The sequence below is a fragment of the Bradyrhizobium sp. ma5 genome, from assembly GCF_042258955.1.
Classification (GTDB): Bacteria; Pseudomonadota; Alphaproteobacteria; order Rhizobiales; family Xanthobacteraceae; genus Bradyrhizobium.
Map to the genome: position 1 here is coordinate 1,574,815 of NZ_CP170156.1, position 13,519 is coordinate 1,588,333.

A 13,519-nucleotide genomic window follows, 5' to 3' on the forward strand; every position below is an offset into this window, starting at 1 on the left:
ATGCCTTTGCAGACCACCCTATCGGATTTCCTGAGAGCGATTCCCAATCCGTTCGCGAAGAGCAATCCCGACCTGATCGTCCTGCGTACGATGCTGACGTTCGGGGAGGACAAGGCGAACGTCATGTTCGACCTCGCCGGCTACGGTAAAATCAGTGAGCAGGGCAGGCGAACCTGGCGGCTCGCACTCAACGAAATCGGGGTTTCCGAGCACCTAAGTCCAGATCAGGCGCACGATATGAGCGTGCTGAGCCTACCACTTCAGCTTCAGGAAGGACTGAAAGCAGGTGTCTCGCTAATGGACCCGGCCGTGCAGCTGCCGCTCTGGCTCGATCTAGTGCGCCCCTATGGCTTCCTGGGAATCTTGCCTTGGGAGCGGGTGCTGAGCGAGCTGCTTGTTCGTCCTGTGTTCAGGCTTCCTGATTTCCTGGCGCGCCCGCGCGAGAACACAGACGTTCTGGAAGCAGCGATCCTGTTCGACCCGCCGCCGTCGATCGCGCCGGACAGCGCTGTAGACCAGCTCAAACTCATTGTCTCCGAGCTGCTCGCCGGCTCGCCGCGGGTCCAGACCCGGATCCACGTCTTTGCCAGCGCCCCCTGTGCCAAGGTGCTGGCAAATCCGAGCGTCAAGCTCGACAAGCGCGTCAATGTCCACACTGCAAACGAGAGCACCCGAGCCGCAGCCGAACGGTCCAACTTTGTCTCGCCCTGGTTCGACTGGATCTGCGCGGCGCTCGAAGGACGAAGTCTCGACGCGGTACACTTCGTGTGCAGGACGAGAGCGACGGAGAGTTCAGCGGTGCTACTGCTCAGCCGCTCGCCGCACGATACCGAGGCGCAGACGCTGGCGGCCATCGAAATCGCCGACGTCGGGGCGGCCCTAGCGAGGGTGGGCGCCTGGACCGCGATGTTTTCACCGCCGGCGGGCGACATCGATGACGGGGCTATGGCTTTCGTCGCCGACACTCTGGCGCAGAGCAGGCCCGGCTCGGTATTGTTCCATCTCGCGAGGCCGGACTGCGCGCACGACCTGCGCGAAACCTTTCGCTTTCTGTTTTCGCCGGAGCCGGCGCATCCGCCAAAGCTCGCTAATGGCTTTTTGTACTGTCAGCCGGAGAGCGTCGCCGCTCATGCCGGTTTCCATCCCGCAATCGCCTCGAGCGTGCTGCCCGCGGAATCTCCAGAGCTCGCGAGGCAGGCGTCTTGGGTGGACCGGGCGCGGGCGAAGGCAGGCGTCTACATTCCAGCTATCGGGCTCGATCTCAAACAGGCGCCAGATTGGGCTTCCGCAGCGCAGCGCTATGTCGAAAGCGCTTCGCTCGATCAGCTTCGACGCGTATCGACCGACGTCCTGTTCAGCAAGCCTACCGCCGCGCTCGACCAGGTCGAGGCGGCCGCGCAGAGTCAGACTGTGCAGAAAACGCTTTCCGATATCCAGAACATCGTCGGAGACTATCTGAAGCGGTCGCAATGACGGTCGCAGGCCGGAGATATTGATGCGCGACGCGCTTGTCGAAATCACTGAATGGACAGGTGGCGGCCTCGCCGCGCGCCTGTTCCGCTGCCGGGTAGACAACCAGGATTTCGAATATCCAGATGCGCTGACGTGGCAGCCGCTCACGCTCGATCCGCTGCCACCGCTGGACACCGTCGCGAATGTTGAGGCCTATGGAACGAAGATCCACTCCGAGCTTGCCAATCATCCCGCGATCAACGCCGAGCTGACCCAGATATTCGGCGCGCCGGCGAATGCGCTGCTGAAGTTCTTCATCAGCATACCGGGCGAGCGATATCGCTGGGAAACCCTATGCGCCTTGGCGCCTCGCCAGTTTCTCGCGCATCAATGCGCGGTCAGCCGGCTTGCCTCGATGAATGACAATGCTTCGGACGCACGGACATTTGCGGGCCTGATTCGCATGGCCGCGTTCCTGTCGCCGGCCGGCATCTCCGCCGCGAACGAGTACGCCAGCATCTCTGCCCAGGTTGCGGCGGCCCGCGCGGCGGGCCTCGAAGTCGAGTGCACAATCTATCTGGGCGACCAGGAACTGCTAGAGCCGCCCGCCGCCGGATGGCCCGCCGGGATCAAGGTGGCGCCGATCCCGGGCGATGTCCAAGCGATGGACCGGCTCTTAGTGGAGAAGCCGGTCGAGATCCTGCATTTCTTTTGCCACGGCTTCGTGACCGTGGGAGTCCAGAACCTAGAGTTCGCGAACATCAACGACACCGACATCGCCGCGAAGTCGGGATCGGTCGTAGTGTCGCTGGAGCGCCTCAACCAGATCCTGATGCTGACGAAGACAACCTGGCTGACCGTCCTGAACTGCTGTTCGGGCGGCAAGGTGGTGGAGCGGCTGCATTCGATGGCCCGCATCCTCACCAAGCGTGGCTCCCCGGTCACCATCGGCATGGCCGAGCCCATTTCCGACACAGACGCCTCGACCTTTTCCGCGGCCTTCTATGAGAAACTGTTTGCAGTAATGTGGGCCGCACTCGGACGCGCCACTCCGAATTCACTCGTTTTGCTCGACTGCGCCTCGGCGGTCATCGAGGCGCGGCGTCGCGTGCACAACAAGTACATGGTCGCGCCGCCCGACGCGTTTGGTCGCTGGACGCTACCGTTGCTCTACGAGCGCGGCGCGCCGCTGGTGGTCAAGCTGGTGCAGCCGATCGATCCCTTAATGAAACAGCGCGTTGACACTGTCGCCGAGGCATTGCGCACGCTGCCGCCGACGACGCCGGCCGAGATCCGCCAAAATATCCTGATGTTGCTCGATGCCGCCCCCGCGGTCCCCTTGGAATTCCGGCCCAACGCTTTTGGGGTGATAGACGCAGCATGACCGATCGAATCGAACGACAGGAGGCCTTGCAGATCAACGCCTGGGACGGGTCGAAGGCGCTGCAGGATGCGTTACCCACACGCACGCGATGGGCGCAGATAGAAACGACCGCCGAGCAACTGCAATGGCTCGCGCCTTCCGCGCCGGCCGACCAGCGCGACTGGAGTCACCCGGACGTCGGCTGGGGTGTCGTTCTTTCCGACAATGATCAGATCAGCGCCGCCGAGAACGCGAGGGGCGACGATGCACCCGCGCCGATCCGCGACCTGCTCAAGGCGCGCAAAAATGCGCCTGTCCTGCGCTATCGCGCCGAGCTGCAGCAGGGATATTTGCGGCGCTACTATCCGGACATGCCGCCGCAGGACCTTTCGGTGCAGGCGCCCAATCCCGGAATCGGCAGGGGCAGGATACCGCAATATCTGCTGATCGTCGGATCCCCGCAGCAGATTCCCTGGGCGGTTCAATACGCGCTCAACATGTCGACTTTCGTCGGCCGCCTCGACCTTCCTGACGAAGGTCTGCGCCGGTACGTTGATGCGCTCATCAGCGATTGGGCTGGAGAGACCTCCGACCCGCGAGCGCCAGTGGTGTGGAGCGTCGATTATGGCCTTTCGGACATCACTTGGCTGATGGCCGAAGCGATCGCCGGCAAGCTCTGGCAGGAATTCCTGGCCGATGAGGACCTGAAGCGGCGAGTTCGCTTCAACGGACGCGAGGCCACTGGGGCCGCGCTCAGCACCGCGCTGCAGGAAAGAACACCCTCCCTCGTGGTAACGACCAGCCATGGAATGACTGCTCCCCTTGACAACAAGGCCGTATTGCGGTCGCAGCTCGGCTTCCTCGTCGATGTCGAGCAAACACCGCTCGGGCCGGCGAGATTCGCCGACTGGCAGCCGTCGGGCGCAATTTGGTATGCGCACGCCTGCTGTTCCGCCGGAACGGATAGCGAGTCCCGCTACAAGGACCTGCTGCCTGCGGGAGGGGAGATCGAGCAAATGCTCAACGGCGTCGCACGTGCCGCCGGGGCGACGGTGGCGCCGCTGCCCAAGGCGTTGCTCGGCGCGACAAGCCCGCTGCGCGCCTTCGTTGGTCATGTCGAGCCGACCTTCGACTGGACGCTGCGGGACCCCAAAAACAAGCAGGTCGTCACACACGCGCTCAAGGCCGCGCTGTACAAAAATCTCTATCAGCAAGACATGCGCACGCCCATCGGCTACGCGCTGAAGGACGTCTTCAAGGAAGCCGGCGCGTTCTACGGCGGATGGCAGGCCGCCGTGAAACAGATCAACGACAATGTTGCCGGAATGCGTGACTGGGCTCTTTATCGCAAGCTTGCGGCGATGGATCGCCAGACCACTGTGATCCTCGGTGACCCCACCGTGGCAATGCCGCTGCTGCGCTGAGCGGCGCCGCGCGAGAGATCGCCAATCCGGACTCACCCGAAGGATCCGCCGACTGACGTCTCCACGAACGCGTCCCCGGTCCGTATGATTTCCTTGAGGAAGCAAACAATCCATGGCGCTGCACGCCGCCGCGTTCGCGCTACTGCGAAACGGCGCGAGTAAGCGCGCCCTGCCGAACCGGCGCATGAGGAAACAAATTACAACTGTTGCGAGAATACTACAGACTTTCGCTTTGTAAGCTGCCCAAAATCTCTGATTGCAAACTGGACGTGCCATTAATCATAGAATGCGTTATCCGGCAGGGGGCCGCCATGAGCCTGATCCGTCGTATACTGACTGCCACCGTTGTTTCCGCCGGTCTCGGCGGCTGCGCTATCCACCCGCTGCCGGAACAGGTCGCCGGCGTCGACACTCCGCATATCGTGCGACAGATCCGGTGCGAGACGCGCGAGGCGGTCAAATCGACATTGATGGATTTCCTGGCCTTCATTGGGAGCGGCTTGTTCGCCAGACTCCCTGAAGGGGTTCGCGACCCCGTCGCCGACCGTCTGGTAGCGCTCTACGAGCAACAGCCGGAATTGTTGGATGGGTTTAACTCCAGCCTGTTCCCAGGGCCCAAATATGTGCATGAGCGTGAGGCCATCGACCTGCTTCTGAAAGCGGGGGCCGCCTACACGTTCGACTTCAACATTTACGAGGACAACAACATCGGCGCTTCCGTGAACCTGCTCCGTGACATAAACCCGAACTTCACGGCCGGCATCAACGGCAGCGCCAACCGCAGGCGGTCGAACGAGCGCACATTCACGGTGACCGACACCTTCGGCTATCTTCTCGCCAATCTGGACGCGGCGGCGCCGCGCGGCATCCGCTATTGCGACGGGCAGATCGTCGGACCGAACTACGTCTATCCTATCACAGGCCGTGTCGGCGTGGACCGCACCGTCAAGGATTTCAGCAGGCTGCTGCTGTTCGGAAACCTGGCCGGCAAGGACGGCAAAGCCGGCGCTGCGCCGACCATGACCGATGACCTGATCTTCACGACGACGGTCACCCTGGAGGGCACCCCGAAGGTGGTCTTCGCGCCGGTCGGCACGCTCTTGCGCGTCGCCGACGCGTCGCTCGATCTCAGCGTGGGGCGCAGCGACAAGCATCAGGTCACGATCGGCCTTGCCGTGGACGTGGCCGGCGTTGACTCGCTGCGCGGCTTCCTGTTCTCGGCAGGCCGTGGCAGTGGCGCCGTGATCGCAGGGCGGCGTGCCACAGGACGACAACCGGTCGGCATGCTGTACGCCGGGCAACGCGTGACGGGTGGCGGCACCCCGTCCGAGGTTCTCGCTGTCATCGCGATCGATCAACAGAAGAGCAAGGAATTTAGGCTGCAGGTCCAGCCTTGAAAAAGGAGAATCTCATGGCCCGAAAAACATCGCGACACGTCGCCGCTTCCAAACCCAAGAAATCGCCGGCTCGCAAAGGCAGAAAATCGCCGGCGACCAAGCGGGCGAACAGCGCGAAGGCTCGGTCCGCATCCGCCAGCCTGCGCAAAGCGGTATCGGCGGAGAACTTCGTACGAAGTATCAGAACCCTGCACAATCTGGGTCTGATAGACGCATTCATGCAATCCGCAGAAACAGAAAAGTTGACCTTGACGATGGACAGCGCCGCTTTCGAACGGGTAAAAAAATCCGTGAACAAGCTGCGCCGGCCCGCACCCGTCTTGGCCGAACTCCCCTCACCGGCCTCGGCCGGGCTGGCGAAAAGGGAAGTCAAGCCGCCCCCAGACTTCGGGAGCAACGCCGCACCCGGCGGGTGGGGAGGCGTCAAGCCGCTCCCAGGTGATGACCCGTGGGACTTCTAGCGTTCAGGCGCCAGGCGCGCGATGTGCCGGTTGAGGTGCCCCCATCACGCCGGACCATGCTCGCTGAGCACCCGCTTGACGCCTCCGCTGCTACGCAAACTCCGCAGATGCGTTCCCGGCGCCGGCGATATTCGACTCGAATCCGTCGCCCAATTCACTTGCACCTCTATTTCGATTCCCGCGATGGAGAGCGCTCCAGCCCCCGTTTCCTCCGACGATCGATGCCGTCGTTCGGGCGTGCGCCTGGAATAGGACCTGGGAGGAAGCCGTTCGAAGCTGCTGAATGATACTCGTCCGAGGCGCCGTTCTTTCCCCGGGGCGACCTATTGAGCTTGGCCCAAGCGCAGCAACCGTGCCAATCGCGGACTGCATGGTCGGAAGCTCCGGTTTCGACCGCTGCGCTGCGCCGGCCTCGGCAAGAAGCCTGCGCAGATCTTCGACCTTTTTCCGCAAGTGAATCGGCCTGCTCTTTCATTTTGTAGTCCAGAGGGCTCGCCGGCGCGTCGCCGCGAGGCTTCGATGGCCGCTTCTGGCACGCCGGTTTCGACGATCTGCAGATCGTGGCCCTCGGCAAGGGTGCGCTCCGCTTCGCCGCGGGTTCGAACGCCGCTGCGACGTGCGCTGGATCGATTTGCTGGAAGGGTATGCTCGACGTGGTCGGCACGCCACAGCCGTTTGTTGTCACATACTTGTTACACGACGCCGCGGAGTGGACGTGAAGCGGCCGCACGTCATGATTCGGAATTAAAGTGGCGGCCGACGCCGCGCGGCGTCTTGATCGCACCTTACGACCTCCTGCCGCAGTCCGGCCCGATGACAGGACTGTTGTCGTGGGAACACCTCGGCGACCCGTGGAAGCGGCTACCGTTCGGATGACGCCGCTACTCAAGCGGCGGACCGGCGCTCCGGACCGTCGCGAAGCGGCGGCAATAAACGGATGCAATTTCGGTCCTTATGCGATACGTTTTAGCGAGGATAGCGCCACCCAAGAGTGCCACACAAAACAAGATCGCTGGACCGAAAAACGAAATAGAGTCAATAGTCTACGGGATTGCCGCATTAGTTCAATCCTGTCTGGCAGTTGCTACTCCTTGACGATGCCTTCTCCCCTTAGCGAGCCTTTCAGCACAAATTTATGAGCGTGGGCGGCCGGCGCAAGCTTGTGATTGCAGCAGTCCGCTACGGCATCCAATTTGGTTGCGAGGATTTGTTGACACCCTGTCAGTATGCGATTGGGGCTATCGCCCTCACGCGTCAGTTTAGCCGACGTATTCCCAAACTTTCCTATTCGAGGCGGGAGAACCGCTTAGGAAGAAGATCGTGGTGTAGCTGCCGGCGGGTCACCGCGCCCGGCGTGAGCCGGGCTGGTCAGCTGGCAATAGCCTGAAGGCTGACGGTCGGATGATCGCTCAATGGAGCGACGGTTTCCAATGGCATGTAGCGGGCACGCCGGACGGCCTATTCGGCGTCTGCTCGAGTTCGGCAAACCAACCTCCAGAGACCAATTGCGCGGAACGCGGCCCATTTCTTCGGCCGCACACCGAAAAGAACGCCCATCAGCATCAAGAATTTCTCGGGCAGATTGGGGAGGGGTCTGCTGCTCATCAGCAGGCACTCGCCTGGTTCAAGAGTTTGCCGGTCTGGTTGGATCTTCCTGGATTGCGCGTGATTCATGCGTGCTGGAACAGTGCCGCGCAAGAGACACTTGCCGGCTGCCTCGATCCTGGCCGTCGGTTCCACGTTAGGATCCGACACACTGTTCGGTATGTTTGCCGAAACTATCTGGCAAAGTACTGCGACGCCTTTACGGAAGTCTGAGGGACTCGAATTTTGGGAAGACAGACCTAGTTCCTGCAGGTTACTGAGGAGCCCGAAACGCTTCTTGAGAGCGGATTTACGGTTGGCAGCGGCGCCGAGTGGATGGTCTCGCAAAACCGGTGCTGCGACCCATACGTCAATCTACCCGGCTCCTCTGTCCTTACCACCAGCCACTCTGACGTTGTGCCACTGCAACGAAATCGACGGGATCACTAACTAGACATAGGCAACAGTCGTACGCACTCTTCGATGACGTACTCAGGAATGCTCTCGAACTTATGCGGATTGAGCTGCATCACATACTCATTCTCGATGTGATAAGACTCGTTGATAAATTTCCGGATCACGTCGTCGTCGTGATCAATGTTGAAAACCCGGAATAGTTGGATTTTCTCATAACCGACGTCTGTGGCCAAAAATTTCGCACGGATGCAGTTTACATCGTTCACCTCCGCGACAAGTGCGTCGTAGGAAAACCCGGGAAGGTGCTCTTCTCGGATGCTGGCTTCTGCTGCCCCCTTTTCCTCGGGCGTCATATCCCGGTTCTCGGTTTTTGATTGCAGCGTCGGCACGGCTCGCCCCTTGAACAGGCTAGCTAGAAGATTGTATTCCAGCCCGACATCATCCCGCAGCTCGTAATCTCGCCGCAAATAAATGGCTGCGAGAATTGGGTCCTGCAGGGCGGCGATAGCACCCATCGCGGCGAAGTATTCCAGGGTCTTTATGAAGATGTCGAAGCTATTTTTGAGCACTTCGTCTTTTTGGAATACGAACTGCTGAACGTAGTCGTCATCAAAGACCAAGGCCGACGCCAAGTCGTCGATGCCTTCAACTTCTGGAGGTGCCGCCTCCGCATTGCCACGGTGTTTGAATGGTACGAGGTCTTGAAGGCCACCATCCCCTCTGATCTTGCTGACGATTGCCTTAGCCAATGTGCTTTTGCCCAAGCCATTCGGGCCATATTTAATATTGAGCGTGCCCTTCGTGAGAACTACTTCGGCACGGTCCACGCTGTTGCAGTTGGTGATGGCAATATTGAATTGAGTCATATGGTCCCCCGGCACTTAGAATGCGTATTTTCGTTCAATGCTGTAAACGTTCTTGCGACTTAAGGGTGTAGAACATCAATCTGGTATGTCCAAGGGAAACCCGCCGTTCCTGATTTGCAAAACCCTGTTTCAGGTCGAAGCCTCAAACGACTTTCCTTGATGAAGCAAGCCACGGTCATCTTGAAGCCCCGCAGGGGCGCCCGACGTGATCGATGTGCTAGGTCGAGGGAGGGTCCCCGACGATGTCGGCCCAGGTCATTCGATGAACAGACATCAAGGGCAGTCGGCGCGTCATTATCGAGCTGTCCGAAGAAGAAGCGCTCTATCTCGACATTGGGAACACCGCCCCAAAGCGTCGTATACAGATCGTCCTGAGAGAAAATCCTGTCAGGACTCCACTAATGGGTGTCGTTGCGCGTGTATTTTACCTTCCCGTTGGTCACGACCTCCGGGCTCAGATCGAGACGAAAATATCGATGCTGGCCCGGAAGCATGAAACGCTCCTGATACCAGATCGGGACGTAGTGATTGTGCCGATACTCTGACATGCGCGCTCACAACGCGATCCCGCGCTCGCTCAGCGCATTCCCGCCGTGTTGTTGTGCCGTCCAAGGTCGATGCCTCGTGACTCGGCCCGAAGCCTCACGTAACCGCGCATGATGTTCTCACGGAACGCAAACCACCCGGAGCCAAAGCCGGCAATGATCCGCGCGTGAGAATCCTTTCGCATAGCCAAATAGCGCTGATTCAACTGCTCTCGGGTCAGCATGTTGCGGCCGGTCCGCTTCAGCATGATCCACTTGGAAGAGGAGTCATAAATCTCCGCGATCTGCCGCTTGTCCGACGTGCTATCGGCGAGTGCCCACAGGGCCTCCTCGTAATCCGCCGTGTTGCGGATCTTATGGGTGGCCTTCTCATATGCTGCTCGCAGCGCTGCTTCTGTCCGTTGTAGTGCTCCCGTGATCGCCGTCTTGAAATGCTCCGGCCCCGACTTGGTCACCTCCGCTACGTCGTCGAACATCGCCCAAAACAGGCATTCGCCGATGAGGTGAACGTAGTGGGGGAACCCATCGCTAACTTGCCCAATACGGATCAGCGCTTCTTCCTGAATCTCGATATTCAACTTCTTCGCAACCACGGTCAAGATTTTCCAAAGATCGGTGTAGTTAAGCCGCGTCAGCTCGATCGTTTCGAGTATGCGCCCAGCCGGCGCGTGCGACTGCAACAGCTCCGTCACGTCATGCATGATGCCGCAGAAAATGAATCGAACGTCAGCGTTCAGCTCGGGGATATTCCGCATGAACTCCGCGAACTTCTCGCGCTCCGCGGTGCTATCGATGCGCTCCAATTCATCGACAATGATGATGGTCGTGCTCTTCCGCTTGGATGCCACGTATCGGACGATGTCGAGCGCTTCCGTTAGCGACTGCGGCGCGGGAATATTGGTGCTCCCTTTTGTGCCCCCGGATAGTCCAACTCCGCCCAGCCCTCCGGGCAAGCTGAAATTAAAGCTGCCTCCCGAAGCTGCTTTCTCCATCCGCTCTTCCACCGGCACCAGCGCGTTGCCAATTGCCTGGATAGTCTGAGCGAAGTTATTGGTCTTCCCACACATCGCATAGATTGGTAGATTTTCGACGCCTGTGTGCAGGTAGGCCGTTGTCAACGCCAGCGAGGTTTTTCCTACGCCGCGATCTCCGTAGATGAAGATCTGGCGCCCGGGAGAGCTGAAAGCACGGTCGATCGTTGTGAGGGTTTTTTCCCGACCGAACAGACGCTCCGGCGTCTTGATCGAATCCGATGGCGTCAGGTTCTCAGAGAGAACCCGCTTCAAATCTTCATCGGTTACGCCTCGAATTGCCATGGGTGCCTCGATTCGGGTCTGATTGTACCGAGATACGGTGCAACCTGATAGCAAGTGTTCCTCAAAGTTCTATTTCTTCCAGCGTTTCCCGCGCGTTCTCCGACCTTTCCTCGTTACATTTCCCCAGCCAGACGGTGCGACCGGGGGCTAGCGGTGGTGACAATCCTTCCGTTCATCCCGACGACACGCGGCGGCAAGTGAGACGGCGGGTGATACTTCGGGGCCATCCGGACATCCAGGCGCAAAGAGATCGGATCGGCGATCTGGAGCGGGCTACGGCGTCTCGAACACTGGCCAGCACCCGTCTTCTTAATGCCTGCCGGTGCGCTGCTGGCAGGTGTTGTCGAGCAGCCGCTGCGCGACGTCCTTCCAGACCGCGTTGCCGCCATACAATCGGACTGCATCGGCGGTCTGGATTTCCACGGTCCGCTCGCAGCGGCGGCAGGAAACGCGCAGTACGTGGCGCTGCATTTCCGAAAGACGTCGCTGCCGCATCTCGGCCCCGGTCGCCTCGGCGCGCGGGTCTTTGAGTACCGCTTCCCAGTATTCGGCCGGGAGCGGCGCATCCGGAGCCGCAGCGGAGGGACCCGGCCGCTTTGGGGTCGGCATGCGCCAGCTCGCGGGTCGATCGGTCATTCCGAATTAGAACATAAAGAGAACAAAAGTCCAGTCCGCTTGGGCGGGCATCCGAGAAAAATCGCCCTGTTGGGAAGGCCGCGATGTCGGAACCAAGCCCGCCCCGATCGTCTTGAATCCGGCAACAGTGGTGGTGTTACGCCGACGCCCTGGACGCCACACCGCTGCCAACCGTCGAAGCCCCTCCATACGACGAGGCAAAGTTCGCCGTCTGGGCCAAACAATACGCATGCGATCGGCATTAAGGCATATCAGTGGCTACCCCAGGAACGCCGGTGCAAAATGACAAAGACCACCCCGTGACCATCAATAACGATTATCCCATCTCGGCCAAAGGCGGATTTGGACAGCTAGTTGCTCAAAGGAGCGGCGCGGCTGAGGGCGATCCTGGAACATGCGTTGAGTCAATGAGCCGGCGGCGCGTACGAAGTTCGCCAGGATAAATTTCCGATGCCTATGGGCATGGAAGCGTATCTTTAGATCGCTGGTGTCGGTCTGACCGTTGCTGGTCCCTTTTCTTTACCGGTTACCAAATTCGGGAGGCGAACCGCACGCTAGTCTTCACGACCGAGCAGGGTGTTTACAAGGAATCTCGCGATATTCTGAAGTTTCTTGCCGACAACGCTAGCGCCCTTGTTTCGGCGCAGGCGGATGACATTTCCAATCTAGACGCTAAGGATCGTTCGAAGTTGTCTTCGTAGATCGGGGTTCTTCTCAATTTCTACAACTCCATGCTTGCCGATAGAAATGCGGAGTATGTCTCTGCGGAATTCCGCAAGAGCTTAGTCGCTGATTTTTGCAACTGCACTTACGCGCAATCGCGTATAAATCCGCCATATACGCGATCGCGGATACGGCGGCCTCCAGCTGAACGGGGTGAACTGCTCCCAAAGCCGCCGACGTGAAAGTTGGCCAGGGCGTCCTCAATCAACGCGCACAGGAGCCTCGATAGCGCTGTCGCCGCTCCCCATGATCGGTCGCCCGACATTTTCAAATGAAGAAGCTTTACCGAATTTGCTGGCTCTAAATCTCTCGAAACTCGAAACGAGCCGGCCTCCAAGAAAAAGTCAGCCGATCGTTTGGGACGAATGTCGACGAGCGTCGCAGTTCAAGCGGCCTATCCCGGGCAAAGAGGTCAAGGAGAATTCCTCGAGCGATAAGATATCCAAGAAGGACCATTCGGGTTGACGCAAATCCACGATCGGGGCGTCGTCGGAAGTCTGGCAGGCGGTGTTTCTCAAGCTTATCGGAGAAAATCACGATCGTTGAAAGGGCAGCTTGTCTTGGCGCCTTTTTTCGCCCTCCGCTTCAAAAGCGCTTACTTTGATAGACACGCTTGCGATCTCTTGGTCATCAGGTCACGTCGAGCGACGCCAGGGCTCAAGCTTGGCAGGCCATCTCCACGTCATTGAACGCGAGTCCGGTCCGGTTGGTTTCCGCAATGTTCCTGGCTAAGCGCAGTCGAGCCGTCACAAGAGATAAATCTCTATGATGACACGCGTTGCCGTGTGATTTTACATCTACGCGGTCCAGCGTGCAGGACAGAATCGCTTCGAACATCAGAATTATCCTCTCCTTCATCTCAGGCGAGCCGGCATGTTACTGCAAGCCGCATGATCTCGCCGCATCGGCGCGCCGGACGGATAGAAATTCGGCCGCTCAGCATCAAACGATGCGTTTTGCGTCAACAAAAGAATACCGCTTTCCCGGAACCGCCGAAAAAGAGTTTGCCTTGGACTCGCTCGTCTCTGCTTTCTCTGAAAATATTGATTGCTCGCCGGATGGTGCTTGCGAGGGGAATGCGGATGACTTGCACTGACCTGTTTGACCGATCTCGAACCCGCGTCGCGCCGCCGACGTCGTGCCACACGGCGTATTGTTGACGCTCCGAGCGCGTGCCGGCGCGGATCAGGGACGCTGATCGCGCCAACCTTGCTGTAATTCAAAATCCGCCGGCGGCCCGCATGAGCCGCGTCGTAACCCGCTGGCCCGGCGCCGCGCGAACGCTTCGTGCTGCCTGCGTCACGTGCTCCACGTCCAACATTTGAGGTAAATCCA

Annotated in this window: 10 protein-coding genes; 6 read left to right on the top strand and 4 right to left on the bottom strand. The window is 59.6% G+C overall.

The genetic code is table 11. The features are described 5' to 3' along the window. The 5 genes from ACE103_RS07415 to ACE103_RS07435 all read left to right on the top strand — a co-directional run bounded on the left by ACE103_RS07415 (position 1) and on the right by ACE103_RS07435 (position 6,097). A complete protein-coding gene (locus ACE103_RS07415; RefSeq protein ID WP_375778888.1) occupies positions 1–1,473 on the top strand; it encodes a hypothetical protein in 1,473 nt (490 codons plus the stop codon). Positions 1,474–1,495: 22 nt separating this feature from the next. Continuing rightward, positions 1,496–2,836, top strand: coding sequence for a CHAT domain-containing protein (locus ACE103_RS07420; protein WP_375778889.1), 1,341 nt, complete (start codon positions 1,496–1,498; stop codon positions 2,834–2,836). Beyond that, positions 2,833–4,239, top strand: coding sequence for a hypothetical protein (locus ACE103_RS07425; protein WP_375778890.1), 1,407 nt, complete (start codon positions 2,833–2,835; stop codon positions 4,237–4,239). Before ACE103_RS07420 ends, ACE103_RS07425 begins: the two co-directional genes overlap by 4 nt. Positions 4,240–4,550: 311 nt before the next feature. Beyond that, entirely contained in the window at positions 4,551–5,636 is a 1,086-nt protein-coding gene (locus tag ACE103_RS07430) for a hypothetical protein (RefSeq protein ID WP_375778891.1), read from the top strand. Positions 5,637–5,650: 14 nt separating this feature from the next. Then, complete coding sequence (locus ACE103_RS07435) at positions 5,651–6,097, top strand: hypothetical protein (RefSeq protein WP_375778892.1); 447 nt, start codon at positions 5,651–5,653, stop codon at positions 6,095–6,097. 2,030 nt (positions 6,098–8,127) lie between these two features. On the opposite strand, the gene ACE103_RS07440 is transcribed toward ACE103_RS07435, so the two are convergent. The 4 genes from ACE103_RS07440 to ACE103_RS07455 form a co-directional block, all read right to left on the bottom strand. Continuing rightward, positions 8,128–8,964: a hypothetical protein gene (locus tag ACE103_RS07440; RefSeq protein ID WP_375778893.1), complete on the bottom strand. Its 837-nt coding sequence runs from the start codon at positions 8,962–8,964 to the stop codon at positions 8,128–8,130. Positions 8,965–9,362: 398 nt separating this feature from the next. Continuing rightward, the gene (locus ACE103_RS07445) at positions 9,363–9,512 is read right to left on the bottom strand and encodes a hypothetical protein (RefSeq protein WP_375778894.1); all 150 of its coding nucleotides are present in this window, start codon (positions 9,510–9,512) and stop codon (positions 9,363–9,365) included. Positions 9,513–9,541: 29 nt separating this feature from the next. Continuing rightward, positions 9,542–10,825 carry an AAA family ATPase gene (locus ACE103_RS07450; RefSeq protein ID WP_375778895.1) on the bottom strand — a complete coding sequence of 428 codons (1,284 nt, stop codon included), beginning with the start codon at positions 10,823–10,825 and terminating at the stop codon, positions 9,542–9,544. A gap of 309 nt (positions 10,826–11,134) precedes the next feature. After that, complete coding sequence (locus ACE103_RS07455) at positions 11,135–11,461, bottom strand: hypothetical protein (RefSeq protein WP_375778896.1); 327 nt, start codon at positions 11,459–11,461, stop codon at positions 11,135–11,137. A gap of 1,534 nt (positions 11,462–12,995) precedes the next feature. Here ACE103_RS07455 and ACE103_RS07460 point away from each other — a divergent pair. Beyond that, on the top strand, positions 12,996–13,280 hold the full coding sequence (locus ACE103_RS07460; RefSeq protein WP_375778897.1) for a hypothetical protein: 285 nt from the start codon (positions 12,996–12,998) through the stop codon (positions 13,278–13,280). The last annotated feature ends 239 nt before the right edge of the window (positions 13,281–13,519 follow it).

Excerpts from the sequence above, each read along its gene's own strand:
- ACE103_RS07415 (WP_375778888.1), top strand. The coding sequence starts at position 1 with ATGCCTTTGCAGACCACCCTATCGGATTTCCTGAGAGCGATTCCCAAT.
- ACE103_RS07420 (WP_375778889.1), top strand. The coding sequence starts at position 1,496 with ATGCGCGACGCGCTTGTCGAAATCACTGAATGGACAGGTGGCGGCCTC.
- ACE103_RS07425 (WP_375778890.1), top strand. The coding sequence starts at position 2,833 with ATGACCGATCGAATCGAACGACAGGAGGCCTTGCAGATCAACGCCTGG.
- ACE103_RS07430 (WP_375778891.1), top strand. The coding sequence starts at position 4,551 with ATGAGCCTGATCCGTCGTATACTGACTGCCACCGTTGTTTCCGCCGGT.
- ACE103_RS07435 (WP_375778892.1), top strand. The coding sequence starts at position 5,651 with ATGGCCCGAAAAACATCGCGACACGTCGCCGCTTCCAAACCCAAGAAA.
- ACE103_RS07440 (WP_375778893.1), bottom strand. The coding sequence starts at position 8,964 with ATGACTCAATTCAATATTGCCATCACCAACTGCAACAGCGTGGACCGT.
- ACE103_RS07445 (WP_375778894.1), bottom strand. The coding sequence starts at position 9,512 with ATGTCAGAGTATCGGCACAATCACTACGTCCCGATCTGGTATCAGGAG.
- ACE103_RS07450 (WP_375778895.1), bottom strand. The coding sequence starts at position 10,825 with ATGGCAATTCGAGGCGTAACCGATGAAGATTTGAAGCGGGTTCTCTCT.
- ACE103_RS07455 (WP_375778896.1), bottom strand. The coding sequence starts at position 11,461 with ATGACCGATCGACCCGCGAGCTGGCGCATGCCGACCCCAAAGCGGCCG.